General features: G+C 72.9%; 26 protein-coding genes and 1 tRNA gene. 7 read left to right on the top strand and 20 right to left on the bottom strand.

From position 1 onward, the window contains the following. Nucleotides 1-2 precede the first annotated feature (2 nt). The 3 genes from ACFQPS_RS17045 to ACFQPS_RS17035 form a co-directional block, all read right to left on the bottom strand. Complete coding sequence (locus ACFQPS_RS17045) at nucleotides 3-1586, bottom strand: PAS domain-containing sensor histidine kinase (protein WP_377360416.1); 1584 nt, start codon at nucleotides 1584-1586, stop codon at nucleotides 3-5. 159 nt (nucleotides 1587-1745) lie between these two features. Continuing rightward, nucleotides 1746-2552, bottom strand: a complete 807-nt coding sequence (locus tag ACFQPS_RS17040; protein WP_377360415.1) for an LOG family protein — start codon at nucleotides 2550-2552, stop codon at nucleotides 1746-1748. Between the two features lie 78 nt (nucleotides 2553-2630). After that, nucleotides 2631-3191 carry a type 1 glutamine amidotransferase domain-containing protein gene (locus ACFQPS_RS17035; protein ID WP_377360414.1) on the bottom strand — a complete coding sequence of 187 codons (561 nt, stop codon included), beginning with the start codon at nucleotides 3189-3191 and terminating at the stop codon, nucleotides 2631-2633. A 292-nt stretch (nucleotides 3192-3483) separates the two neighbouring features. On the opposite strand from ACFQPS_RS17035, the gene ACFQPS_RS17030 reads away from it, so the two are divergent. From ACFQPS_RS17030 to ACFQPS_RS17020, 3 genes are read left to right on the top strand one after another with little or no spacing between them, the layout of a single operon-like run. Beyond that, the gene (locus ACFQPS_RS17030; protein WP_377360413.1) at nucleotides 3484-3765 is read left to right on the top strand and encodes a hypothetical protein; all 282 of its coding nucleotides are present in this window, start codon (nucleotides 3484-3486) and stop codon (nucleotides 3763-3765) included. Nucleotides 3766-3776: 11 nt separating this feature from the next. Next, on the top strand, nucleotides 3777-4052 hold the full coding sequence (locus ACFQPS_RS17025; protein ID WP_377360412.1) for a hypothetical protein: 276 nt from the start codon (nucleotides 3777-3779) through the stop codon (nucleotides 4050-4052). Between the two features lie 9 nt (nucleotides 4053-4061). Then, nucleotides 4062-4841: a glycerophosphodiester phosphodiesterase family protein gene (locus tag ACFQPS_RS17020; RefSeq protein WP_377360411.1), complete on the top strand. Its 780-nt coding sequence runs from the start codon at nucleotides 4062-4064 to the stop codon at nucleotides 4839-4841. On the opposite strand, the gene ACFQPS_RS17015 is transcribed toward ACFQPS_RS17020, so the two are convergent. Next, nucleotides 4820-5182 (bottom strand): hypothetical protein, encoded by a 363-nt coding sequence (locus tag ACFQPS_RS17015; RefSeq protein WP_377360410.1) that lies wholly within the window; start codon nucleotides 5180-5182, stop codon nucleotides 4820-4822. The two genes, ACFQPS_RS17020 and ACFQPS_RS17015, sit on opposite strands and share 22 nt — an antisense overlap. 222 nt (nucleotides 5183-5404) lie before the next feature. Here ACFQPS_RS17015 and ACFQPS_RS17010 point away from each other — a divergent pair, with 222 nt between their 5' ends. Both ACFQPS_RS17010 and ACFQPS_RS17005 read left to right on the top strand, forming a co-directional pair. Continuing rightward, nucleotides 5405-6625, top strand: coding sequence for an argininosuccinate synthase (locus ACFQPS_RS17010; protein ID WP_377360409.1), 1221 nt, complete (start codon nucleotides 5405-5407; stop codon nucleotides 6623-6625). Nucleotides 6626-6959: 334 nt separating this feature from the next. After that, nucleotides 6960-8720, top strand: a complete 1761-nt coding sequence (locus tag ACFQPS_RS17005) for a cation:proton antiporter domain-containing protein (protein WP_377360408.1) — start codon at nucleotides 6960-6962, stop codon at nucleotides 8718-8720. Between the two features lie 71 nt (nucleotides 8721-8791). On the opposite strand, the gene ACFQPS_RS17000 is transcribed toward ACFQPS_RS17005, so the two are convergent. Then, a complete protein-coding gene (locus ACFQPS_RS17000; protein ID WP_377360407.1) occupies nucleotides 8792-9496 on the bottom strand; it encodes an NnrU family protein in 705 nt (234 codons plus the stop codon). Between the two features lie 242 nt (nucleotides 9497-9738). Between ACFQPS_RS17000 and ACFQPS_RS16995 the strand changes: the two genes are divergently transcribed. Continuing rightward, nucleotides 9739-11133, top strand: a complete 1395-nt coding sequence (locus tag ACFQPS_RS16995) for an esterase-like activity of phytase family protein (protein WP_377360406.1) — start codon at nucleotides 9739-9741, stop codon at nucleotides 11131-11133. Nucleotides 11134-11139: 6 nt separating this feature from the next. Here the strand turns inward: ACFQPS_RS16995 and ACFQPS_RS16990 are convergent, their stop codons facing one another. The 9 genes from ACFQPS_RS16990 to ACFQPS_RS16950 all read right to left on the bottom strand — a co-directional run bounded on the left by ACFQPS_RS16990 (nucleotide 11140) and on the right by ACFQPS_RS16950 (nucleotide 18812). Further along, nucleotides 11140-11823 carry a Smr/MutS family protein gene (locus ACFQPS_RS16990; RefSeq protein ID WP_377360405.1) on the bottom strand — a complete coding sequence of 228 codons (684 nt, stop codon included), beginning with the start codon at nucleotides 11821-11823 and terminating at the stop codon, nucleotides 11140-11142. Continuing rightward, nucleotides 11816-12523: a LutC/YkgG family protein gene (locus ACFQPS_RS16985; protein WP_377360404.1), complete on the bottom strand. Its 708-nt coding sequence runs from the start codon at nucleotides 12521-12523 to the stop codon at nucleotides 11816-11818. Before ACFQPS_RS16985 ends, ACFQPS_RS16990 begins: the two co-directional genes overlap by 8 nt. Then, nucleotides 12513-13934, bottom strand: a complete 1422-nt coding sequence (locus ACFQPS_RS16980) for a LutB/LldF family L-lactate oxidation iron-sulfur protein (RefSeq protein ID WP_377360403.1) — start codon at nucleotides 13932-13934, stop codon at nucleotides 12513-12515. Before ACFQPS_RS16980 ends, ACFQPS_RS16985 begins: the two co-directional genes overlap by 11 nt. Continuing rightward, nucleotides 13931-14809 carry a (Fe-S)-binding protein gene (locus ACFQPS_RS16975; RefSeq protein WP_377360402.1) on the bottom strand — a complete coding sequence of 293 codons (879 nt, stop codon included), beginning with the start codon at nucleotides 14807-14809 and terminating at the stop codon, nucleotides 13931-13933. The genes ACFQPS_RS16980 and ACFQPS_RS16975 overlap by 4 nt, the downstream gene beginning before the upstream one ends. A 158-nt stretch (nucleotides 14810-14967) precedes the next feature. Then, entirely contained in the window at nucleotides 14968-15936 is a 969-nt protein-coding gene (gshB, locus tag ACFQPS_RS16970) for a glutathione synthase (RefSeq protein WP_377360401.1), read from the bottom strand. 106 nt (nucleotides 15937-16042) lie between these two features. After that, entirely contained in the window at nucleotides 16043-17080 is a 1038-nt protein-coding gene (locus ACFQPS_RS16965; protein WP_377360400.1) for a magnesium transporter CorA family protein, read from the bottom strand. Nucleotides 17081-17144: 64 nt separating this feature from the next. Then, complete coding sequence (gene folD, locus ACFQPS_RS16960) at nucleotides 17145-18059, bottom strand: bifunctional methylenetetrahydrofolate dehydrogenase/methenyltetrahydrofolate cyclohydrolase FolD (protein WP_377360399.1); 915 nt, start codon at nucleotides 18057-18059, stop codon at nucleotides 17145-17147. Between the two features lie 94 nt (nucleotides 18060-18153). Then, nucleotides 18154-18507: a DUF167 domain-containing protein gene (locus ACFQPS_RS16955; protein WP_377360398.1), complete on the bottom strand. Its 354-nt coding sequence runs from the start codon at nucleotides 18505-18507 to the stop codon at nucleotides 18154-18156. A gap of 8 nt (nucleotides 18508-18515) precedes the next feature. Next, nucleotides 18516-18812 (bottom strand): YggT family protein, encoded by a 297-nt coding sequence (locus tag ACFQPS_RS16950; RefSeq protein WP_012568022.1) that lies wholly within the window; start codon nucleotides 18810-18812, stop codon nucleotides 18516-18518. 201 nt (nucleotides 18813-19013) lie between these two features. Here ACFQPS_RS16950 and ACFQPS_RS16945 point away from each other — a divergent pair. Continuing rightward, nucleotides 19014-19089: transfer RNA gene (locus ACFQPS_RS16945), tRNA-Ala, on the top strand. Between the two features lie 159 nt (nucleotides 19090-19248). On the opposite strand, the gene ptsP is transcribed toward ACFQPS_RS16945, so the two are convergent. From ptsP to ACFQPS_RS16915, 6 genes are all read right to left on the bottom strand, one after another. Continuing rightward, a complete protein-coding gene (gene ptsP / locus ACFQPS_RS16940; RefSeq protein ID WP_377360397.1) occupies nucleotides 19249-21027 on the bottom strand; it encodes a phosphoenolpyruvate--protein phosphotransferase in 1779 nt (592 codons plus the stop codon). Continuing rightward, nucleotides 21017-21313 carry an HPr family phosphocarrier protein gene (locus tag ACFQPS_RS16935; RefSeq protein WP_012568020.1) on the bottom strand — a complete coding sequence of 99 codons (297 nt, stop codon included), beginning with the start codon at nucleotides 21311-21313 and terminating at the stop codon, nucleotides 21017-21019. Before ACFQPS_RS16935 ends, ptsP begins: the two co-directional genes overlap by 11 nt. Before the next feature lie 3 nt (nucleotides 21314-21316). After that, a complete protein-coding gene (locus ACFQPS_RS16930; protein WP_012568019.1) occupies nucleotides 21317-21718 on the bottom strand; it encodes a PTS sugar transporter subunit IIA in 402 nt (133 codons plus the stop codon). Next, complete coding sequence (gene rapZ / locus ACFQPS_RS16925; RefSeq protein WP_377360396.1) at nucleotides 21715-22701, bottom strand: RNase adapter RapZ; 987 nt, start codon at nucleotides 22699-22701, stop codon at nucleotides 21715-21717. The genes ACFQPS_RS16930 and rapZ overlap by 4 nt, the downstream gene beginning before the upstream one ends. Next, complete coding sequence (locus ACFQPS_RS16920) at nucleotides 22698-23207, bottom strand: HPr kinase/phosphorylase (RefSeq protein ID WP_377360395.1); 510 nt, start codon at nucleotides 23205-23207, stop codon at nucleotides 22698-22700. The genes rapZ and ACFQPS_RS16920 overlap by 4 nt, the downstream gene beginning before the upstream one ends. 81 nt (nucleotides 23208-23288) lie before the next feature. Beyond that, on the bottom strand, nucleotides 23289-24110 hold the full coding sequence (locus tag ACFQPS_RS16915) for an endonuclease/exonuclease/phosphatase family protein (protein WP_377360394.1): 822 nt from the start codon (nucleotides 24108-24110) through the stop codon (nucleotides 23289-23291). Nucleotides 24111-24355 lie beyond the last annotated feature (245 nt).

Below are 24355 nucleotides of genomic sequence, written 5' to 3'. Positions count from 1 at the left end.
GCTCACGCCGCGGCGGGCGCCGCGGGAGGGGCCAGGGGGACCCGGGCCGGGAGCGCTCCGGCCGGGGCCGCGGGCAGGGTGACGGTGACGGTGGTGCCGGCGCGGTACCGGCTTTCCAGCCGCATCGTGCCGCCATGCTGTTCGACCAGCGCCCGGGTCAGCGCCAGCCCCAGGCCCAGACCCTCGTTCGGGCGGCGACCGGCGGGGTCGTGCAGGGCCTGGAAGGGCTGCATCAGCCGGTCCATGTCCTCGGCCCGGATGCCGATGCCGGTGTCGCTGACCCGCAGCAGCAGGCCGCCGCCCGGCGCCGGTTCCAGCTCCAGCCGGACCTGCCCGCCGCGCAGGGTGAACTTGACGGCGTTGCCGACCAGATTGGTCACGATCTGGCGCAGCCGCAGCGGATCGGCCCAGACCGGCGGCAGGCCGGCGGCAGCCGTGCAGGACAGCGCGATGCCGTTCTGCGCGGCCTGCAAGGCCAGCATCTCCGTCACCTCCCGCGCGACCAGGGCGGCGTCCACCGCCTCGGGGTCCAGGGGCAGCCGGCGCGCCTCGATGCGGGCCAGATCCAGCAGGTCGTTGACCAGCTCCAGCAGGTGCGCCCCGGCATCCCGGATCACCGTCACCGCCTCGACCTGCTTCGGGGCCAGGGGACCGTAGATGCCGGCGGTCAGGGCCTCGGTGAAGCCCAGGATGGCGTTCAGCGGCGTGCGCAGCTCGTGGCTGGTGCCGGAGAGGAACTCGCTCTTGGCCCGGCTCGCCTCCTCCGCCTCGCGGGCGGCAGTGCGCAGCCCCTCCTCGTGCAGCCGGCGGGCGGTGATGTCGGTGGAGCCGCCGAGCAGCCGCGCGATCCGGCCCGATCCGTCGCGGATCGGCACCAGCACCGTCTCCCACAGCCGTGTCCCGGCGGGCAGCGGAAGGCTCTCCTCGTAGCGCATCACCTCACCGCCCGCGACGCAGGCACGGTAATGCGCCAGCACCTCACGGGCGACCTCGGGCGGCAGCACCTCCTCCGGGGTGAGGCCGGCCAGCATCTCCTGCCGCAGCCCGGTCAGGCGCTCATGCGTGGGATTCACGTCGCCGAAGGTGAAGCGGCCGTCCTCATGGACCTCCACCGTGAACAGGGCCTCGGGCGCGTTCTGGAAATAGCCGCGGAGCTGCGCCTCCGACGCGGCCAGCCGGTCCCGCGCCTGCTTCTCGGCCGTGATGTCCACCACGAGGCCGTACCAGTGGACGGCCCCGTCCGGCTGGATCTGCGGCCGGGCCCGGATGCGCAGCCAGCGCCAGCCACCGTCGCCCCGGCGGACGCGGGTCTCATGCAGCCAGGGGCCGGGCGGCCGGGCCCCGTCGATGGCGGCGCGCAGGGCGGCGCGGTCCTCGGGGTGGACCAGTTCGTAGCTGACCTGGGCCCGGCCGGGTACGCTGGCCGCGGGCATGCCGCACAGCTCCTCCCAGCCGGGGCTGGCATAGAGGAAGCGGTGCCGGCGGGCGGAATGGCGGGCGAAGACGAACAATGCCGCCGGCAGGCTCTCGACGAGCTGCGCCGGGACGACCGGAAAGGGAACCGTCAGATCGGGGACCGACTCCAAGGGAAACTCCGGGAACCGGCCGGCCGGCTCCTGTCTTGTCCGTGACGGCGGCCGTGGGGACCGCGATCATCACAGAATACGACCGTATTCGTTAAGGTTCGGGAAAAATCCGTCACAGCCGCCCCCGCCCCAGAGCTACGGTGTCGCAGGCCCGGCATCTCAGGGCACCGGCAGGCCCTGGGCGATCAGCGCCTCCCAGGCGGCGTCCGCATCGTCGGCGAAGTGGAACAGCTCCAGGTCGGACGCCTCGATCATGCCCTCCTCGACCATCACCTGGAAATTGATCAGGCGGGTCCAGTAGTCCTTGTCGAACAGCACGATGGGCGTGCGCCGGGCCTTGCCGGTCTGGGTCAGGGTCAGGATCTCGAACAGCTCGTCGAAGGTGCCGAAGCCGCCGGGGAACACGACCAGGGCATTGGCCCGCATCGCCAGATGCATCTTGCGCATGGCGAAGTAATGGAAGCTGAAGGTCAGGTCCGGGGTGGAATAGGCGTTCGGCTCCTGCTCGTGCGGCAGGGTGATGTTGAAGCCGATGGTGGGGGCGCCGGCCTCCCAGGCGCCGCGGTTCGCGGCCTCCATGATGCCGGGACCGCCGCCGGTGGCGATCACGTTGTCGCGCACGCCGTCATGCATGTGCAGGGCGCCGCCGCGCTCCGACGCGATATGGCCGAAGCGCCGCGCCTCCTGATACCAGCGCGCCGCCCGGTCGCTGGTCAGGGTCCGGCCGTGCCCGCCGGGAATGGGGGCCGTGCCCGCGTCCGGATCGGGACCGGGGCGGACGCGGGCGCTGCCGAACACCACGATGGTGCTGCGGATACCCCACGCCCGCAGATAGTCCTCCGCCTTGGCGTACTCCAGGAAGAACCGGATGCCGCGCATGCTGTCGCGGAACAGGAACTCCGTATCGGCCGCCGCGGGGCGGTAGGCGATGGATCGCTTCTGAAGCGTGTTGTCGTGACCGTCCATGGACAGAGCCTAGCATTCCCGTGCGGACACGCCATGCCTATCGCACAGGAACCGGTCATGCCGCAGCCGGGGCGCCGCTCAGGCCGCGGCCGAATGCCGCCCCTCGCGGAACTCCTCGACGATCTTGGCGCAGAAGCCCGGCAGGTCGTCCGGCTTGCGGCTGGTGACCAGCCCGTTGTCGGTGACCACCGCCTCGTCCACCCAGGTGGCGCCGGCGTTCTTCAGGTCCGTGCGCAGGCTGGGCCAGGAGGTCAGGCGCCGGCCGCGCACGCCGCCGGCGTCGATCAGGGTCCAGGGGCCATGGCAGATGGCGCCGATCGGCTTGCCGGCGGCGACGAAGGCCTGGACGAAGGCGATCGCGTCCGGCTCCAGCCGCAGCGCGTCGGGATTGATGACGCCGCCGGGCAGCAGCAGCGCCTGATAGTCGCCGGGGTCCGCCTGGGCCAGGGCGCGGTCCACGGGCACCCGGTCGCCCTTGTCGTGGTGGTTCCAGCCCTGGATCTCGCCCTCCTTGGGCGCCACCACATGCACCTCCGCACCGGCCGCCTTCAGGGCCTTCACCGGCTCGGTCAGTTCCACCTGCTCGAAGCCGTCGGTGGCCAGCACGGCCACGCGCTTGCCGCGCAGTTCGTCCGCCATGGGTCGTCTCCTTCGTGGTCGGGCCATGCGACACTCCGGCAGAAGCTGTCGCGCCGTGTCGCGTGGCGGGGTCGGAGCCCTCTCCAACCGCCGCAGGGGGGCCGGTGTCGCGCCCGCCCGGCGCAGGGCTGCCGGCGACGGAGCGCAACCCGTCCGGCGGGAACGACGGGCCGGGAACGGCCGGCTGGGGGGGCGGCGCGGCGATCCGGACGGCGCCTGAACGGTTGACCCTGCCGCCCGGCATGCTATGTCCGGCCGGTGCCCGCGCGGGCGGGCTGGAACGGACCGGAGGATGGCGGTGGAGTCGGTCGGGGCTACCCTGGAACGGGCGCTGCTGGTGCATGCGGTGCTGGCGCTGCTGGCGCTCTGGCCGGCGCTGAAGCTGCTGACGCGGGCGGGGCTGCCGCGCGCCTGGGCGGCGGTGCTGGCGCTGCCGATCCTGGGCTGGCCGGTGTTCGCCACCTATCTGGCGGTCGTGCGCTGGCCGACCCTGCCGCCGCGGCCGGAGCGGCTGCACACCCGCGAACGTCTGCGGCGGGAGCGGGAAGCCCGCGCCGCCGCCGGCCGCGGCTGAGGGAGGGGATCATGCAGGACTATGGCGGGCAGATGCTGTTCCTGACGGCCCTGCCGGAATGGGCGGCCTATCTGGTGCCGATCCTGGCGGCCACCTGGACGGTCTGCATGGCCGGGGTGGCGCTGGGCAAGACCGGGCGCAATCCGCTCTGGGCGCTGCTGGGCTTCTTTCCCTACGTGCTGACGCTGGGGCTCTGGATCGTCGCCTTCACCCGCTGGCCGCGGCAGGCGGTTCCGGCGGCCCCGGATGCGGGCCGGGACGGCGAGCAGGACACCGGCCGGGACTGAGCGGACCCGGTGGCCGCGCACCCCTACCTGGACGCGCCCGCCCCGGTCGCCTTCGCGCACCGCGGCGGCGGGCTGGAGGCGCCGGAGAACACGCTGGCCGCCTTCGCCCACGCGGTCGCGCTGGGCTACCGCCATATCGAGACGGATGTCCACGCCACCCGCGACGGGGTGCTGCTGGTCTTCCACGACGACACGCTGGAGCGCCTGACCGGCCTGCCCGGCCGCCCCGCGGAGCATGACTGGGCCGCGCTGCGCAGTGCGCGCATCCTGGGCGCGGGCGAGGGCATCCCGCTGTTCGACGCGCTGCTGGAGAGCTTTCCCGGCGTCCGCTTCAACATCGACCCCAAGACCGACGCCGCCGCCGACGCGCTGGCGGATGCGCTGGAGCGGCACGGGGCGTTCGACCGGGTCTGCGTCGGTTCCTTCTCCGGGGCGCGGCTGGCGCGGCTGCGCCGCCGCTTCGGGCCGCGGCTCTGCACCTCCGCCGGGCCGGCGGAGGTGGCGCGGGCATGGCTGTCGGGACTGGGCCTGCCGGTCGGCCCCACGGCCCCGCGCTGCTACCAGATCCCGGTGCGGCAGTACGGGGTGGAGCTTGTCACCCCCGCCTTCCTGCGCGCCGCCCGGTCCCGCGGCCAGCCGGTGCATGTCTGGACCATCGACGACCCGGCGGAGATGGAGCGCCTGCTGGATCTGGGCGTGGACGGCATCATGACCGACCGCCCCGCCCTGCTGAAGGAGGTGATGCAGCGCCGCGGCGTCTGGCGCGGTCAGTCCTCGCCCGGCGCGTAGTCGCCGCCGCCAGGGTGCCCGCCCTCGCCGCGGCGGCGCCGCTCCAGCCGGGCCTCGTCCTGGACGGCGTCGTCATGGCCGCTGCGGGCGCTGAAGAAGACCAGCGCCATCAGCCCGCCGCCCAGCGCCAGCGTGCCGACCACGCCCAGCAGCAGGGCCAGCCCGCCGGCCAGGGGGATGTCGCCCGCCTCCCCGGCCAGTTCCGCCCCTTGCGTCCAGGCCCGCACCGCCAGGGCGACGGCGAGCGCCAGCAGCGTCAGCAGCACGCCGATCAGCAGCCAGCCGGACCGGGTCAGGCCGGAAGGGGCCGGGTACGAGGGGGGCTCGCCGGGTCGGGTCATGGCAACGGGTCTCCCTGCATGAAAGGCACGCCACGGGCAAGGCACGCTACGGGTGCCGGGTCTCCGCCTCAACCCCGCGCGGCCGGCCCCGTCGCGCGGGCCCCGTCGCGCGGGCCCCGTCGCGCGGGTTCCGGCGCGAAGGGTGTAGCGCCGGTCTGGACAGGCCGCCGCTCGGGGTCTAACGTCCGCGCCCGTTCTTCCACCCAGCGGGACCCCCCGGCAATGACCAGCGGCGTCAAGAAAGTCGTGCTCGCCTATTCCGGCGGCCTGGATACCTCCGTCATCCTGAAATGGTTGCAGGAAACCTACCGATGCGAGGTGGTGACCTTCACCGCCGATCTCGGCCAGGGGGAGGAGCTGGAGCCCGCCCGCGCCAAAGCGCAGATGCTGGGCATCAAGCCGGAGAACATCTTCATCGACGACCTGCGCGAGGAGTTCGTGCGGGACTTCGTCTTCCCGATGTTCCGGGCGAACACGCTCTATGAGGGCACCTACCTGCTCGGCACCTCGATCGCCCGGCCGCTGATCTCCAAGCGCCAGATCGAGATCGCCAATCTGGTGGGCGCGGACGCGGTGGCGCACGGCGCCACCGGCAAGGGCAACGACCAGGTCCGCTTCGAGCTGGGCTACTACGCCCTGAAGCCGGACGTGCGGGTGATCGCGCCCTGGCGCGAATGGCAGCTCAACAGCCGCACCGCCCTGCTGGACTTCGCCGAGAAGCACCAGATCCCCATCGCCAAGGACAAGCGCGGCGAGGCGCCCTACAGCACGGACGCCAACCTGCTGCACATCTCCTATGAGGGCAAGGCGCTGGAGGACCCCTGGGTCGAGCCCGACGAGGACATGTTCACCCGCTCCGTGGCGCCGGAGAAGGCGCCGGACGAGCCGGAATATGTCGAGATCGAGTTCGCCAAGGGCGATCCGGTCGCCGTCAACGGCCAGCGTCTGTCGCCCGCGGCGCTGCTGACCGAGCTGAACCGGCTGGGCGGCAAGCACGGCATCGGCCGCCTGGATCTGGTGGAGAACCGTTTCGTCGGCATGAAGTCCCGCGGCGTCTACGAGACGCCGGGCGGCACGCTGCTGTCCGTCGCCCACCGCGGCATGGAGAGCATCACGCTGGACCGCGAGGCCATGCACCTCAAGGACGAGGTGATGCCGCGCTACGCCAAGCTGATCTACAACGGCTTCTGGTTCAGCCCGGAGCGGGAGGCGTTGCAGGCGCTGATCGACTCCACCCAGGCGCGGGTGAACGGCGTCGTCCGGCTGAAGCTGTTCAAGGGCAGCGCCCGCGTCGTCGGCCGCCAGAGCCCGAACAGCCTCTACCGCCTGGACTATGTGACGTTCGAGGCGGACAGCGTCTACAACCAGAAGGACGCGGAAGGCTTCATCAAGCTGAACGCGCTGCGCCTGCGCCTGGGCGCCATCGCCAGGGACATGGGCTGAGCCTGCGGGCCTGAGCCCGCGGCCTGAACCTGCGGGCCTGACCGCCCGCCTTGTCCGATCTCCGGGACGCCCGCCGCACGGCGGGCGTTTCCGTTTCCGGGGTCCGCCCTGCGATCCTCCGCCCCGCCATGCCGGTTGTGCCCGCGCGCCGGGCAGGTGATACTCGTTTGCATGCTCCGGAGCGGGGAACCCTGTTCCGGCCATGTTCCTGTATTTCCCTGTCGTTCCTCCCCGGGGAGGCGAGAGCCGCGCGCCGTCGGAATCCGTCGGCCGCCCGGCGCTCCGCCCCGGTTCCGACCTGTCCGCCCACGGCCCCACAACCGAAGATGATCGGATGGAACACAACATCCCGCTGATCACCACCCTTGCCGCCGGTTTCGGCATCGCCCTCGTGCTCGGCTTCCTGGCCGAACGGATACGGATGCCCGCGCTGGTCGGTTATCTGGTCGCCGGTATCCTGATCGGACCCGGCACGCCCGGCTTCGTGGCCGACGTGCATCTTGCCGCCCAGCTCTCCGAGATCGGGGTCATGCTGCTGATGTTCGGCGTCGGGCTGCATTTCTCGCTCGACGACCTGATGGAGGTCCGGCGCATCGCCGTACCGGGCGCCGTCGCGCAGATGGGGCTGGCGACCGTGCTGGGCACGGTGGTGGCCATGGGATGGGGATGGGAGTGGGGCAGCGGGCTCGTCTTCGGCCTGTCGCTCTCCTGCGCCAGCACCGTCGTGCTGCTGAAGGCGCTGGAGTCCCGGGGCGTTCTGGAGAGCATGAACGGCCGCATCGCCGTGGGCTGGCTGGTGGTCGAGGATCTGGCGACGGTGCTGGTGCTGGTCCTGCTGCCCCCGCTGGCCGGCATCCTGGGGGGCGGGGCGGAAGCGGGCGCGGTCGTCCCGGCGGCGAACGGGGCCCCGCTGTGGATGACGCTGAGCCTGACGGTGCTACAGGTCTCTGCCTTCATCGCCCTGATGCTGCTGGTCGGCCGCCGCCTGCTGCCCTGGCTGCTGTGGCAGGTCTCGCGGACCGGATCGCGTGAGCTTTTCACCCTCTCCGTCGTGGCCGCGGCCATCGGCATCGCCTATGGCGCGTCCGAACTGTTCAGCGTCTCCTTCGCCCTGGGGGCGTTCTTCGCCGGCATGGTGATGCGCGAATCCGAGTTCAGCCACCGCGCCGCGGCGGAGTCCCTGCCCCTGCGCGACGCCTTCTCGGTGCTGTTCTTCGTCGCCGTCGGCATGCTGTTCGAGCCCACGGTCCTGCTGGAGCAGCCGCTGCATGTCCTGCTGGTCGTGGCGATCGTCATCTTCGGCAAGTCGCTCGCGGCCTTCCTCATCGTCGTCCTTTTCCGCTATCCGCTGAACACGGCGCTGGTCGTCTCCGCCAGTCTGGCGCAGATCGGTGAGTTCTCCTTCATCCTGGCCGGGCTCGGCCTCTCGCTGGGCCTGCTGCCGGCGGAGGGAATGAGCCTCGTGCTGGCTGCGGCCCTGATCTCCATCGCGCTCAATCCGCTCGTGTTCGCCACGGTCGAACCGGTGCGCCGGTGGATCGTCGGCCGCTCGGCGCTGGCCCGCCGGCTGGAGCAGCGCAGCGACCCCTATGCCGAGCTGCCGTCCGGCACCGAGCGCCGATACCGCCAGGGCCAGGTGGTGCTTGTCGGCTACGGGCGGGTCGGGCGTCGCGTCGCCGGCGAGCTGGAGGCGCGCGGCATCCCCTTCGTGGTGGCCGAGCAGAACCGCGAGATGGTCGAGGCGCTGCGGGCCAAAGGCATGGCGGCGGTGTCGGGCAATGCCGCCGACCCGTCGGTGCTGATCCAGGCGCACATCGCGGAGGCGGCGATGCTCGTCGTCGCCACGCCCGACCCGCTGACCGTGCGGCAGATGGCGGAGACGGCGCGCACGCTGAATCCAGGCATCGAGATCGTCCTGCGGACCCACAGCGAGGAGGAATCGAGCATGCTCCACCGGGACGGCTTCGGCGCCGTCTTCTTCGGCGAGGAGGAACTGGCCAAGGGCATGGCGCGCCATGTCGTGGCCCGGTTCGTGCCGACCCCGGAGGACACCCGGGCTCCCGGACTGGAATCCGCAGGCTCCGTGCCGGTCTGACCGGCCGGCATCCGCAGGGTCTGCGCGGACATGGACCCTGCGGGTGCGCCGGCGGGACCCGCGGCCTCAGCTCAGCCGGTGGGAATGGCGTACACCCCGAACAGCCAGGGGTGCAGGTGCAGCAGCGCCCCGTACAGCACCGTCACCGCCAGCAGGCGCAGGATGCCGAACTCCGCCGCGGCACGGCCCAGGCTCTGGCGCCCGGCCAGGATAGCGGCGAACGGCACGAAGCTGGTCGCCTCCTCGAAGCGGGCCCAGGCGTGCGTGCGCAGGGCGCGCTTGCGGGCGTCGATCAGGGTGGCCCCGACGATCCCCAGCGCCGCCAGCGACCCGAAGAACAGCAGGCTGGCCAGATCGCCGTTGGACGGCAGGTGCGACAGGCCCCACAGCCCCACGCCCCAGAGAAACGGGTGCCGCGTGATGCGCAGCAGGCCGCGGGCCGGCTCCTCCGCGAACAGCGCCTTCTCCTGCTTCACGGAGGTCGGGTTCGGCACCGTCAGGCCGCCGACGATCAGCAGCAGCGCCACCGGCATCACCGTCACGGGGATCCAGGCGGTCCAGCCGGCCGGCGCCCACAGCGGGACATAGGGCGCCGCCCCGTAGGCCCAGACCAGCCAGCCGAAGGCGACCGCCGCGACCAGCGAATAGAGGCCGAGATAGGCGTTCTCCCCCAGGCCCTTGACCAGGGCAGGCCGCAGCTTCGTGCTGGCGATGCCGAAATGGGACGCCAGCAGGAACGCCGACGCCAGTGCCAGACCCCAGATCGTGCCGACCATGCCGCTCACCCTTCTCCCGTACCGGTGCGTCGCGGCCTCCTATAGCACGGGGCGCCCTCCTATAGCACGGGGCGGCGGTACCGGGCGCGGGGCGGCTCCCGGAAGCGGGCGGGCGGGGAGGCGACGCAGGGCCGCGGGGCGGCGGAGCGCCGGAACACGACGGAGGGATTGCCCCATTCCCGCCGCTGTTGTCCGATCATTCTGTGATGCCCGCCCTTCCCCCGCCATCCGGGACGGTTCCCATGCGCCCCCTTCTGCCCGCAGCCCTTGCCGCCCTGCTCGTCGCTTCGCTGCCCGCCGCCGCCCGGGCACAGGAGAAGGTGCCCGCCGCGCTGGCCGGTCAGGCGGTGCTGCCGGCCGACGCGACCCTGCCGCCGCCGTCCGGCGCGCCCGCCCTGGTCACCAGCGCGGGCAAGTTCACCGGGCCGGAGAACCGGCGGACGGAGGTGCCGGGCAGCGTCCGCGGTCTCACCGGTCCCGGTCCGGGCGGCCGCGACACCGGTTTCGCCCTGCCCATGCCCGGCCAGCCGGTGCAGGGCGTCTCCAGCCTGCGCGCGGCGGGCGACGGCAGCTACTGGGCGCTCGCGGACAACGGCTTCGGGTCGCGGGCCAACTCCGCCGACGCGCTGCTGGCGATCCACCGGCTGCGGCCGGACTGGGAGGCCGGCACGGTGGCGCGGGAGACGACGGTCTTCCTCTCCGACCCCGACCGGCGGATGCCCTGGCCGATCACGCTGGAGGGGGCGGAGACGCGCCTGCTGACCGGCGCCGACCTGGACCCGGAAAGCCTCGTCGTCACGCCGGACGGCTTCTGGGTGGGCGACGAGTTCGGCCCCTGGCTGGCGCACTTCGCCCCGGACGGGCGGCTGCTGGGCCTGTGGGAGACGGTGGTGGGCGGCCGTGTCGTGCGCTCGCCCGACCATCCGGCCGTGCGGACGCCGGGGATGCCGGACGGCACCGTGCCGTTCGAGGTGGCGCGCTCGCGCGGGTTCGAGGGGCTGGCCGCCTCCCCCGACGGCCGTTTCCTCTACGCTTTGCTGGAAGGGGCGCTGGTGCTGGACGGCAAGCGCGAGACCTGGGCCGACGGCCGGCCGCGGCTGCGCTGGCTGGAGTTCGACACCCAGGCCGAGGACGGCGAGGGCGCCTGGACCGGGCGGGTGCTGTTCTATCCGCTGGAGGCCGACGCCAACGCCATCGGCGAGGTCACGATGCTGGACGCCGACCGGGCGCTGGTGATCGAGCGCGACGGCGGCGAGGGCGACGCCGCCCAGGCGTGCCCGGAAAGCACGCCCGCCCCCACCTGCTTCGAGCGGCCGGCCCGCTTCAAGCGGCTCTACCTCGTCAGCCGCAAGGACACGATGGACGGCGGGGCCGTGCGCAAGCTGGCCTATGTGGACCTGCTCGCCATCACCGATCCGGACGGCAAGGCCCGCCAGGGCGCCGCTCCGGACCCGCGCGGCGGCACCCGGCTGCCGCTGCCCTTCGCCACCATCGAGAGCGTGGAGCCGGCCGGGCCGGACAGCGTCCTCATCGTCAACGACAACAACTTCCCCTTCTCCGCCGGGCGCGCCCTGGACCGCGCCGACGACACGGAGTTCGTGCTGCTGCGGGTGCCCGAGCTGCTGGCGCGGCAGTAGCCGGGCTCACTCCCGGCGGCGCCGGAGATAGACGTAGAAGGCGCCCTGGCCGCCATGCTGCGGCTGGGCATGGTGGACGGCCAGCACCAGCGGCCGCAGCGACGCCTCGTTCAGCCAGCGCGGCACGGCGCTGCGCAGCACGCCGCGGTCGCGGCCGTCCTCGCCGTAGCCGGGACCGCCCTTGCCGGTGATGACCAGCAGCAGCCGGCGGCCGCTGCCGTGGGCGCGGCGGACGAAGCCCGCCAGCGCGTCGTGCGCCTCGCTCTGGGTCAGGCCGTGCAGGTCGATCCGGCCGTCGATCGGCAGCCGGCCGCGGCGCACCTTCTCGTCCGTGCGCTTGTCGATGCCGCCGCGGTTGCCCAGGGCGGACGGGGCGAGGGAGACGCTGACGGCGCCACGGCTCGCCACCGGCAGGCCGCCGCCCTTCAGCAGGTCCGCCAGCCGCTCCCGCGGGGATGCGGTGGCGGCGGGCGCCGCGGCCCGGATGCCGTCGAGGGCCGTCCCCGCGTCCGCCGCTCCGGCATCGGTCGCCCCGGTCTCCCCGGCCCCGTTGGTCGCAACCCCGTTGGCCGCAGCCCCGACGGGGGCCGTGCCGGTGGCGAGGCGCCGCTTCAGCGGGCGCGCGTCGCGCACCACGGTCCGCCACAGCTCGCGCTCGGCGTCGGTCGGCAGCCGGTCCTTCCTAGCCATGCGCGGCCGCGGTCCCGTCCACCAGGATGATGTGCAGCCGCCCCGGCCCGTGCGCGTGGAGCTGCGCCGTCTGCTCGATGTCCGCCGTGCGCGACGGGCCGGTGACCAGGCAGGCCGTGCGCGGCATGTCGCCGGCGGCGCGCAGCAGGTCCCAGCCCGCCTCGTAGCTGCCGACGATGCGCTCCACCGGCAGCACGACGATGTGGGTGGAGGGCAGGAAGGTCAGGCCCGTCGGGTGGCCGGGGCCGGACGCCGTCAGCAGCGTCCCCGTCTCCGCGATCCCCGCCAGGGCGGGGGTGACGCTGGCGGCGTCGTCCGGGCGGGCGGGGCCGAACCCCACCTCCAGCGCCGGGCGGCGGTCCCAGGCCAGGGCGCGGAGCGCGGGATCGGGTGCCACCCGCACGCGGGCCGGCAGGTTGCGCCCCGCCAGATAGTCGGCCACGGCGTCCGGCACGCCGTCCGCCGCCACCCGCTCCACCGTCGCCGCCACCGACCGGGCCTTGGCGATGAACAGTTCCACGAGCGGCCCCGGCGGCAGCGCCGTCCGCGCCGGGATCAGGTTGCGCGGGTGCGCGGCCAGCCGCTCCGCCACCGCGGCGCGGGCCGCCTCCGCATCGCGCAGGGCGCCCGCGGTCCGGCGGATGCCGCCCAGGATCGCCGCCCGCGCCGGGCTTTCCGCTCCGGTCCGGTCAGCCGCCACGGCGCCGCTCCGCGTAGAGGTCCTGGAAGGTGCGCCCGGCCGGGACCGGGAAGTCGCGCGCCGCGGTCCAGTTGCCGCCCAGCGGCAGCCGGCGCAGCCGCCCGCGCCGGCCGGCCAGCAGCGCCAGCAGCCTGACCCCGAGGCCCGCCGCGGCGGCGTAGAGCCGGGGCCGGCGGGCGAAGAAGGCCCAGAGGCCGAGCCCGTGCCGGGCCGGCGCCGGGGTCAGCTTCCGCTCCCATTCCTTCTCCCGCCACAGCCGCATCAGCCGCGGCAGCGGGATGCGGACCGGGCAGACGCTCTCGCAACGGCCGCAGAAGGTGGAGGCGTTGGGCAGGTGCCCCGCCTCCTCCAGCCCCAGCAGCGCGGGGTCGAGCACCGCCCCGATCGGGCCGGGATAGACCCAGCCATAGGCGTGGCCGCCCACGGCGGCATAGACCGGGCAGTGGTTCATGCAGGCGCCGCAGCGGATGCAGCGCAGCACCTCCTGCATCTCCGTCCCCAGCAGGGCGGAGCGGCCGTTGTCCACCAGCACGACATGGAATTCTTCCGGCCCGTCCGCATCCTCCGCCCGGCGCGGGCCGGTGGAGAACGTGGTGTAGGTGCTGAACTCCTGCCCGGTGGCGGAGCGGGCCAGCAGCCGCAGCAGCGTCGCCGTGTCCTCCAGCGTCGGCACCATCTTCTCGATGCCGGTCAGCACGATGTGGACCCGCGGCAGGGTCTGGGTCAGGTCGCCGTTGCCCTCGTTGGTGACGATGACGGTGCTGCCCGTCTCCGCCACCAGGAAGTTGGCGCCGGTGATGCCCACGTCGGCGGCCAGGAACTTGCCGCGCAGCAGGGTGCGCGCCTCGGCCAGGATGTCGGCCGGCGCGTCCAGCGGACGGTCGGGCGGAAGCTGCGCGTGGGTGCGGCGGAAATCCTCCGCCACCTGTTCCTTGGAGAGATGCAGGGCGGGGGCGATGATGTGGCTGGGCGCCTCCTTGCGGATCTGGAGGATGTACTCGCCCAGGTCGGTCTCCACCACCTCCAGCCCCTCGGCCTCCAGGGCGGCGTTCAGCCCGATCTCCTCGGAGACCATGGACTTGCCCTTGGCGACCAGACGGGCGCCGGCGGCCTGGCAGATGCCCAGCACGGCGGCGCGGGCCTCCTCCGGCGTGCGGGCCCAGTGGACATGGCCGCCGCGCGCCTGCACCGCCGCCTCGAACCGCTCCAGATAGAGGTCCAGATGCGCCAGCGTGTGGTCCTTGATCCGCTTGCCCTCGTCGCGCAGGGCCTCGAACTCCGGCAGGTCGGCCACCGCCTGCGCCCGCTTCAGCGGAAAGCCGGCGCGGAACCGGGTCAGCGCACGGGCCAGCCCCGGATCGGCCAGCGCCCGGCGCGAATTCTCCCGGAAGGCGTGGGCGGTCGATTTCATCGGCGCGTCCCCGCCTGCGGATCATCCTGCCCCCGGCCTTCGCCCGTGGGCCTCTTTTCGCGCGGGCCTTCGCCCGCTGGTCCCTCACCGATCGGGGGCGCGGAGAGGTCGCCGGCCAGCACCTCCGCGACATGGCGGACCTGCACCGGGCTGCCCAGCCGCTTCAGCCGGCCGGCCATGTTCAGCAGGCACCCCATGTCGCCCGCCAGCAGCAGGTCGGCCCCGGTGCCGGTGGCGGCGGCCGCCTTGTCCGACACCATCTTGCCCGACACCTCCGGGTACTTCACGGCGAAGGTGCCGCCGAAACCGCAGCAGACCTCGGCGTCGGGAAGCTCGGTCAGGGACAGGCCGGCCACCGTCGCCAGCAGCCGGCGCGGCTGCTCGCGGATGCCCAGCTCGCGCAGGCCGGCGCAACTGTCGTGGTAGGTGGCGCGCGCCGCCACCTCCGCCTCCACCCGCTCGACACCCAGCACGTCCACCAGGAAGGAGACCAGCTCCCAGGTGCGCTCCGCCAGGGCGCGGGCGCGGGGCGCCCAGACGGGATCGTCGCCCAGCAGCTCGGGATAGTCGCGTCGGACCATGCCGGCGCAGGAGCCGGACGGGGCGACGACATGGTCGCAGTCCTCGAACAGGGGGATCAACCGGCGCGCCAGATCGGCGGCGTCGGCACGGTCGCCCGAACTCCAGGCCGGCTGGCCGCAGCAGGTCTGCCGCGGCACCACCACCTCGCAGCCGGCCCGCTCCAGCAGCGTGACGGCGGCGAAGCCGACGGCGGGCCGGAACAGATCGACAAGGCAGGTGACCAGCAGCCCCACCCGCGGGCGGCGGGCGGGCCCCCCGCGGTCCGGAGGAACGATGTCTGACGGGCGCTGCATGCGCGGACTCTCCTGCGGGGCCGCCCGGCGGGGCGCCCCCGGGGAGAACAATAGGCGTCGCGGGCGGGCGCGACAACGCCCCGCACCGTCTGCACCAGCCCTGCCTACACCAACCCGACCCGAACCCGCCTGGCCCGCTGCGGTCAGGGCCGCCGCGGTCAGGCCGTGGGCGGCGTGACGCGGCTGTCGTGGAAGCGCCGCTCGATCGCGTCCCAGAGGTCGCGCTCGATGGCGATGCCGTCCAGCCGGTTGATCTCCTGGATGCCGGTGGGGCTGGTGACGTTGATCTCCGTCAGCCAGTCGCCGATCACGTCGATGCCGACGAAGACCAGCCCCTGCCGGCGCAGCGTCGGGCCGATGGCGGCGCAGATGTCCCGCTCCCGCGCCGTCAGCGCCGTGCGGCCGGCGCTGCCGCCGGCATGGAAGTTGGCCCGCGCCTCGCCCTCGGCGGGGATGCGGCTGACGGCGCCGGCGGGCTCGCCGTCCACCAGGATGATGCGCTTGTCGCCCTGGCGGATCTCCGGCAGGTACTTCTGCACGATCACCGGCTCGCGGTAGAGCTGGGTGAAGGTCTCCAGCAGCGCGCCCAGATTCTCGTCCCCGGGCTTCAGGTGGAAGACCCCCGCCCCGCCGTTACCGAACAGCGGCTTCACGATGATGTCCCGGTATTCGCGCCGGAAGGCCAGCACCTCCTCCTTGCTGGAGGTGATCAGCGTCGGCGGCATCAGGTCGGCGAAGTGGGTGACGAACAGCTTCTCCGGCGCGTTGCGCACGGCGGCCGGGTCGTTCACCACCAGCGTCTTCGGATGGATGTGCTCCAGCAGGTGGGTGGCCGTGATGTAGGCCATGTCGAAGGGCGGGTCCTGGCGCATCAGCACCACGTCCATCCCGGCCAGCTCCAGATCCTCCGCCGCGCCCAGGGTGAAGTGGTTGCCGCGCTCGCGCCGCACCTCCAGCCGGCGGGCGCGGGCGAACAGGCGGTTGTGCCGGAGCGCCAGATCGCGCGGCAGGTAGTGCCAGAGCGCGTGCCCGCGGCGCTGCGCCTCCAGCGCCATCATGAAGGTGCTGTCGGTGTCGATGTTGATGGACTCGATGGGGTCCATCTGGATGGCGACGGCCAGGCTCATGGCGGCTCCTCGGGGGACGGAACGGACGGCGCGGGTCCGCCCGGCAGAGGGGAAGCGCGCCCCCGCCCGCCTGTCAAGCGCGCCCGTCAGGTCGGCCGGATGCGGGTCACAGCCAGCCGCGGCGGCGGAAGTAGAGAAGCGGCAGGATCGCGCTGAGCACCATCAGGACCAGGGCCAGCGGGTAGCCCCAGCTCTGGTCCAGCTCGGGCATGTGGGCGAAGTTCATGCCGTAGATGCTGGCGACCAGGGTCGGCGGCAGGAAGGCCACCGCGGCCACCGAGAAGATCTTGATGATGTTGGTCTGCTCGATGTTGATGACGCCCAGCGTGGCGTCCAGCAGGAAGCCGGTCTGGTGCGCCTGGAAGGCCGCATGCTCCACCAGCGAGTGGATGTCGCGGGTGATGGTCTTCAGCCGGACCTTCTGGTCCTTGTCCAGCCGGGTCCCGGCGACGGTGACGACGAAGACGCCCAGCCGCTCCAGCCCGGCCAGGCTGTCGCGCACCTTCTGGGTCAGGTCGCCGGCCCAGCCGATGGCGGTGATGGCGGATTTCAGCGCGTCGGAGCCGCGCTTGCGGGCGCGCCGCGCCCCGGCCCGGCGGCGTGCCGAGCGGGCGACCGGCGCCTCCTCCGCCCGCTGCCGGTTGGCGGCGGCGAAGATCTGGCGGGAGATCTCGTCCAGCCGGCCGCCGACCAGCTCCAGCACGTCGGCGGCGCGGTCCACCACCGCCTCCAGCAGGCCCAGCAGCACGTCCATCGGCCCCGTCACCAGCCCCGGATGACGCATCGCCCGGGTGGCGAAGATGGCGAGCCAGAGCGGTTCGGTGTGCCGCACCGTGATGATGCAGCCGCGGGTCAGGACGAAGGTCAGCAGGCCCAGGTCGGGATGGCCGCTGTCCCCGCGGGAGATCACGGGCGTCGTCAGGAAGGCGGCCTCGCCCTCCAGATAGAGCCGGGAGGACGCCTCGATCTCGCTCATGTCCTCCCGCGTCGGCAGATCCACGCCGAGCTGGGCGGAGATCTGCTCGCGCTCGACCTCGGCCGGCCGCAGCACGTCCAGCCAGATGGTGCCGGCCGGCAGCGGCGCGCCGGGTTCCAGCGGGACGGCCGTCAGCCTGTCGTCGGCCCGGACATAGGCGGTGATCACGCGCGCGGCCTCCCTGGCTGTCCCGGAGGGGGGCGGTCCCGCACGGGGACCCGGTTGGAACGGATCAGGGCGTCAGATCGTCCGGCGGGGAGATCCCCTTCGACCGGCAGGCGGCCGTCAGCGTGTTCAGCAGCAGGCAGGCGATGGTCATGGGGCCGACGCCGCCCGGCACCGGGGTGATGGCGCCGGCGATGCCCTTGGCCTCCTCGAAGGCCACGTCGCCGACGACGCGCGTCTTGCCCGCGGCGGCCGCGGCCGGATCGCGCGCCGGCACCCGGTTGATGCCCACGTCGATGACGATCGCCCCTTCCTTGATCCAGGAGCCGCGGATCATCTCCGGCCGGCCCACGGCGGCGATCAGGATGTCCGCCCCGCGGCAGACCTCCGGCAGGTCCACGGTGTGGGAATGGGCGACGGTGACGGTGGCGTTCGCCTGCAACAGGAGATTGGCCATCGGCTTGCCGACGATGTTGGAGCGGCCGACGACCACGGCGTGCAGGCCGCGCAGATCGCCCACCACGTCCTTCAGCAGCATCAGGCAGCCCAGCGGCGTGCAGGGCACCAGCCCCGGCAGCCCGACCGCCAGACGCCCGGCATTGACGACATGGAAACCGTCCACGTCCTTGTCCGGGTCGATCGCGGCCAGCACGGCGGCGGGGTCGATCTGCGGCGGCAGCGGAAGCTGCACCAGGATGCCGTGGATGGAGGGGTCGGCGTTGAGCTGGCCGATCAGCCGCAGGAGCTGCTCCTGCGTCGTGTCCGCCGGCAGCCGGTGGGTGACGCTGTGCATCCCCGCCTCGCGGGTCTGCTCGCCCTTGTTCTTGACGTAGAGCTGGCTGGCCGGATTCTCGCCCACCAGCACCACGGCCAGCCCGGGGACCAGCGCATAGGCGGTCCGCAGATGCTCCACGGCGGCGCCGATGCGGCCCCGCAGGTCCGCGGCGAAGGCCTTGCCGTCGATGATGCGCGCTTCGGTCATTGCTGGTCTCCCCCGCCTGCGGGACGGCCCAGCCGTCCCGGCCAACTGCTACGGGACGGCGACAGCCGCCCCGGCTCCTCTCAGGACGCGCCGGTCAGGACGCGCCGGCCCCCTGGCCGCCGATGCGGGCCAGCAGATCGGCCGCGTCGCCCGCGATGAATAGTACTTTCGTCCGGTCCGTGCCACCCGACACGATGGACATGCTGCTCTTCGGCAGCCGCCAGTGCTTCGCCAGCAGCGCGATCACGGCGGCGTTCGCCTTGCCGTCCTCCGGCACGGCCGTCACCGCCAGCTTCAGCAGGGTGCGGCCCTCCGGCCCCGCCATGGGGCCTTGGACGGCCGTGCGCGACGCCTTCGGCGTCACCCGCAGGGCGACACGCACCCCGCCGGGCGCGGCCTCGGCGAAGGCCGCGCCGTCGCGGGGAGCCGCGGCGGAGGGCGCCGCCACGGCCGGCCTCAGTAGATCAGGCCGTAATTCACCATCAGACTGCGGATGAAATAGATCAGCAGGATGACGACGATGGGGGAGATGTCGATGCCGCCAAGGTTGGGCAGCACGTTGCGGATCGGGCGCAGCACCGGCTCCGTCAGGCGGTAGAAGATGTCCGCCAGGGTATAGACGAAGCGGTTGCGGGTGTTGATCACGTCGAAAGCGATCAGCCAGCTCAGCACGGCCGAGATGATCAGGACCCAGACATAGAGTCCCAGCACCACGAACAGCAGTTGGAAGATCGTCAGGAGAAGAGGCTCCATGGGGCGTCCGGCCGTTGTCGTCGGGGGGAGGGCGGGTCGGTTCGGGCGGCACCCTAATCCGGCCATGCGCCCCTGTCCAGCCTGCCCGCCAACGGGCCGCAGGGAACACTTGACAGCGCCCCCGCGGATGACCATTATCCCGCCCACTTCACGGGCATCGCAGTTCCCGCCCGCGGGAACCCCCAGGCGATGCCCCGGCGTGGGGCCGTAGCTCAGCTGGGAGAGCGACGCGTTCGCAATGCGTAGGTCGGGAGTTCGATCCTCCTCGGCTCCACCATTCCCCCTTCGGCGGGGATTTGCTTCCAGAATCACCATCGGGACAGACCGGCAGGAGCAGCCGTTGCGGGCCTGCGTCCGCTTGCGCTGTCCGCGTGCGCAGCCTGTCCACACGCGCAGTCCTTGAAGGCCAGTCCTTGAAGGCCCGGGCCGGCCGCTCTCAGGCGGCCAGCCCGTTGAAATCGTCCAGCAAGGCGGCGATACGGCCGCTGTCGGACTGTTCCATGATGACCCGGGCGCGGCGGGTCGCCTCCACCAGATCGAGCGAGCGCACCCGCCGCTTCACCAGCGGCAGGTTGCCCGGCGACATGGACAGTTCGCGCACCCCCAGCCCCAGCAGCAGCGCCGTATAGCGCGGATCACCCGCCATCTCGCCGCAGACGCTGACGGGGATGCCGGCGCGGGTCGCGGCCTCCACCGTGAACTGCACCAGCCGCAGCACGGCCGGATGCAGCGGGTCGTAGAGATGCGCCACCTGTTCGTCGCCGCGGTCGATGGCCAGCGTGTACTGCACCAGATCGTTCGTCCCGATGGCGAAGAAGTCGCAGAGCGGGGCCAGCGCGTCAGCCGACAGCGCCGCCCCCGGCACCTCGATCATCACCCCCAGCCGGGGCAGGGGGTTGGCGATCCGCACGCCGCGCCGGCGCAGCCGGCGGGCCACGGTCGCCATGATCTCCCGCACCTTCCGCACCTCGGCCGGGGAACAGATCATCGGCAGCAGGATGCGCAGCGGCCCCTCTGCCGCCGCCCGCAGCATGGCGGCGAGCTGCGTCTCCAGCAGCTTCGGCTCGCGCAGGCCCAGGCGGATGGCGCGCAGCCCCAGCGCCGGGTTGGCCGGCTCGCCCAGGGGCTGGCGCAGGGCCGTCGCCAGCTTCTCCCCGCCCACGTCCAGGGTACGGGCGGTGACCGGCTGGCCGTTCATGCGGCGCAGGAAGTCGGTCAGAAGGGCGGTCTGCTCCTCCTCGTCGGGCAGGTCGTCGCGGTTCATGAACAGGAACTCGGTGCGCAGCAGCCCCACGCCGGCCGCCCCCGCCTCCACCGCCGTTTCCACCTCGCGCGGCAGTTCCAGGTTCGCCAGCAGGGTGACGTCGGTGCCGTCGCGGGTGACCGACGGCAGCCGGCGCAGCGACTTCAACTGGCGCCGCTCGGCCAGCAGGGCCTCGCGCCGGTGCCGGTATTCCTCCAGCATGGCCGGCGAGGGGTTCAGGCAGACCCGGCCGGCGATGCCGTCCACCACCACCATGTCGCCCGGCTGCACCCCGGCCAGCACGCCCGGCACGCCCAGTACCGCCGGCAGGCCCAGCGAGCGGGCCATGATCGCCGTGTGCCCCTCGGCCCCGCCCAGCAGGGTGGCGAAGCCGGCGATGCGGCGCGGGTCCATCAGGGCGGTGTCGGCGGGGGTCAGCTCCTCCGCCAGCACGACGGCGCCTTCCGGCAGGGTGGCGAAGGCCTGGTACTTACGGTCCATCAGAATACGCAGCAGCCGCTTGCCCACCTCGCGCACGTCGGCGACGCGGGCGGACAGGTAAGCGTCGTCCATTTCGGCGAAGGTCTGGGCGATGGCGGCGATCTCCGCCTGCACGGCCGCCTCGGCGTTGCAGCAGAGGTCGCGCATGCGCCGCTCCACCCCGCGGATGAGGCGGGAGCCGGTCAGCATCGCCAGATGCGCGTCGAGCAGGAAGCCGACATCCTCCGACGCCGAACCGGGCAGCACCGACGCCTTGGCCTTGAGCTTGCTGATCTGCTTGCGCGCCTTCTCCACCGCCACCTGGAAGCGCGTCACCTCCTCCTCGATGCCGTCGGCCGGCACGGGGTATTCGGGCACCTGGAGCGAGCCCGACTCGACGAGATGCGCCGGACCGATGGCGATGCCCGCGGACACGCCGAGGCCGCGCAGGATACGGTCCTGCGGCGGGGGCGGCGGACGGTCAGTCTTCATCGAACTTGCGCCCGACCAGATCGGCCAGCGCGGCCAGGGCCTCGGCGGCCTGGGGACCGCGCGCGGCAAGGTGGACGGAGGTGCCGAGCCCCGCGGCCAGCATCATCAGCCCCATGATCGACTGGCCCGACACGGTCTGGTCGCCGCGGGTCACCTCGACCTCGGCATCGTACTCGGCCGCCAGCCGGACGAACTTCGCCGCCGCGCGGGCGTGCAGGCCGCGGCGGTTCTGGATCAGCAGCACGGCGGTGAGGGCGTCGCCGCCCCCGATGCGTTCGACATCCATGGCTCAGCCGTCCGCCAGCAGGGAGGAGGCGACATTGATGTACTTGCGCCCGGCATCCTGGGCCGCCTGCACCGTGTTCTTCATGGTCTCCGTCTTGCGCACGCTGGCCAGCTTGATGAGCATGGGCAGGTTGACGCCGGCGATGACCTCGACCCGGGCCCGGTCCAGGATGGAGATGGCGAGGTTGGACGGGGTGCCGCCGAACATGTCGGTCAGCACCACGACGCCGCGCCCGCTGTCGCATTCCCCGACCTTGGCGAGGATCTCCTCGCGCCGCTTCTCCATGTCGTCGTCCGCCCCGATGCAGACGGCGCGCACCTTCTCCTGCGGGCCGACGACATGCTCCAGCGCCGCGATGAATTCCTCGGCCAGCCGGCCGTGGGTGACGAGAACCAAGCCGATCATCTGTGCTCCTCGGGGGTCTCCCTGCTGGCGACCTCCCGCCACGGCGGGGCGGGTTCGGGCGCCGGGTGGCGGCGGTCCAGGTCGCGGTGGCCTTCGCCCACCTTGTAGCCCTGGTCCCGCAGCCAGCCGGCCAGCCGGTGGGCGGTGAAGACGGAACGGTGGCGGCCGCCGGTGCAGCCGATGGCGATGGTGAGGTAGTGCTTGCCCTCCCGGGCATAGCGGGGCAGCAGCGGCGCCAGCAGCGTCGTCAGGTGCCGGAAGAAGTCCGGGAAGTCCGGGTCGCGCCCGACATGCTCGGCCACCGGCCGGTCCAGCCCGGTCAGCGGCCGCAGGGCCGGGTCCCAGTGCGGGTTGTCCAGGAAGCGCACGTCGAACACCAGGTCCGCCTCGCGCGGGACGCCGTGGCGGTAGGCGAAGCTGGTGACGAAGACATGCAGGCTGGGATCGCCGTCCAGCCGGAAATGCCCGGTCAGCAGGCGGCGCACATCGTGGATGGAGAGCTGCGAGGTGTCGATCACCACGTCCGCCGCCTCACGCAACGGCACCAGCAGCGTGCGCTCCAGGGCGATGCCGTCGGGCACCGGCCGGTCCACGGCCAGAGGGTGCGGCCGGCGCGTCTCGGTATAGCGCCGTTGCAGCACCTCCTCCGACGCCTCCATGAACAGCAGGCGGACCCGGAGGTCGGGATGGGCGCGCAGGGCGTCCAGCTCCTGCAACAGGGCGTCGGCGCTGAAATCGCGGGTGCGGCTGTCGATGCCGATGGCCAGCGGCCGGTCGTGCGCCTGGAACACCAGGGCGGTCAGCAGCGACAGGCGGAGATTGTCCACCGCCTCGTAGCCCAGATCCTCCAGCGCCTTCAGCGCCGTGGACAGGCCGCCGCCGGACATGCCGGTGACCACCACCACCGGGCGGCGGCCGTCGGCGGGGTGCGCCGCCGCTTCCGGGCCGGCATCCATCTCCGCCAAGAGGGGCCGGTCGGTCATGGCGCACCGTCCGCCGGCAGGGCGGCGAAGGCGGGCGGCAGGACGGGCACGCGGGCGGCGGCGGCGGCCGCGGCGAGGCGCAGCTTGGCCACGGCCGAGACCTCGAACGGGGCCAGCGCGATGCGCGGCAGGGCGACGCCCGCCAGGGTCACGGTCGCCGGCTCCGGCAGACGCTCCGCCGACCGGCCCGGCGGCAGCAGATCCGCGACCAGCGCCAGCGTCACCGCATCGAGATGGGGAACGGGCAGGATGCCGACACCGCGCACCTCCAGCAGCCCCGCCAGGGCGGCCGGCGCCCGGGCCAGCAGGCGGCCGGAGGCATCGCCGTCAGGGCCGGAACAGGCGCCGCCGGGGCCGCGCACCAGTTCCACCACGTCGTCGGCGACGAGCAACGCGCCGGCATCGACCAGGCGCAGGGCGAGGTCGGATTTGCCGGCGCCGGAGGGGCCGCGGATCAGGACCCCCGCGCCGGACACGCTCACGCAGGTCGCATGGATGCGGATCATGACGCCGGAAGGTGAGGCTGGCCGCGCCCGCTGTCAACGGAACTCGCAGGGCCCGACCGCAGGGCGACGCCGCCCGCCGGGCTACCCGGCATCGCGCGGCGGCACCCCGATCAGCGCCCGCACCGGCAGATGGTCGGAGGCGCGGCGGGTCATGGCGCTGCGCACCACCTCGAAGCTGGCGAGGTGCAGGGTCGGGGAGACGAAGATGCGGTCCAGCCGCAGCGTCGGCAGCCGGGCATGGAAGCTGCGCGGGGCGGCGCAGTCGGGCAGCCGCTCCGACAGCCGGGCCAGCCGCGGCGCCTTCGGGCGCCATTCGTTCAGATCGCCCATGAAGACGGTCGGCCGCGGCGGCCGGGCATCCAGGAAGGACAGGATGCGGGTGACCTGGGCGTTGCGTTCCCACGGGTCGAGCCCGAGATGGGCCACGATCACCTGCACCTCCACCCCGTCCACATCCAGCACGGCGCAGAGCCCGCCGCGCGGCTCGCGCATCGGCATGGCGAGGTCGAGGGGGACGACCTCCACCACGGGGCGGCGGGTCAGCAGGGCATTGCCGTAATGGGCGGCGCGGTTGTGCTTGGTCGGGCCGGCCAGGGCCCGGTAGCCGGTCGCCGCCTCCAGGAAGGCGAACTGGTCCACGCCCATTTCGCCGCGGTGGTGCCAGCCCACCTCCTGCAAGCCGACGACATCGGCATCCAGCCCGCGGATGACGCAGGCCGTGCGCTCCGGCGCGAAGCGGGCGTCCATGCCGACGCAGGAATGGATGTTCCAGGTGGCGACGCAGAGCCGGCCATAGCCCGGCGGGACGCTGCCGCTGCGGAGGTCGCCCCGCTCCGCCGGATCGCGCGTCGGCGACCGGTGCGGTTCGCGGCGCAGGAGCAGCGGCGGCAGGGCACGCGGCATCGTGGTCTCTCCGGATGCGGTTTCCCGGGGGCTGCCCGGGAGGGCGCTCTGACAGGCCCGGCCACCTGAAACCGGTCGATCGCCCGGAAGCTCCCCGGTCCATCCGTCCGGACCGTCTCGCCCCGGCCGTGACCGCTGGCCGGACGCCGGTCCGGACCGCAACGGCCGAACCGACCCCCCGACCCTAGAGCATTTCCGTCCTTGAGGGAATCGCGGGGGATTCCCATGCGTGGGTAACTGTGATT

Source organism: Rhodocista pekingensis (genome assembly GCF_042665545.1).
In the GTDB taxonomy this organism is placed as follows: Bacteria; Pseudomonadota; Alphaproteobacteria; order Azospirillales; family Azospirillaceae; genus Rhodocista; species Rhodocista pekingensis.
Note: the sequence above shows the minus strand (reverse complement) of the source record. Positions and strands in the feature narration are given on the sequence as shown.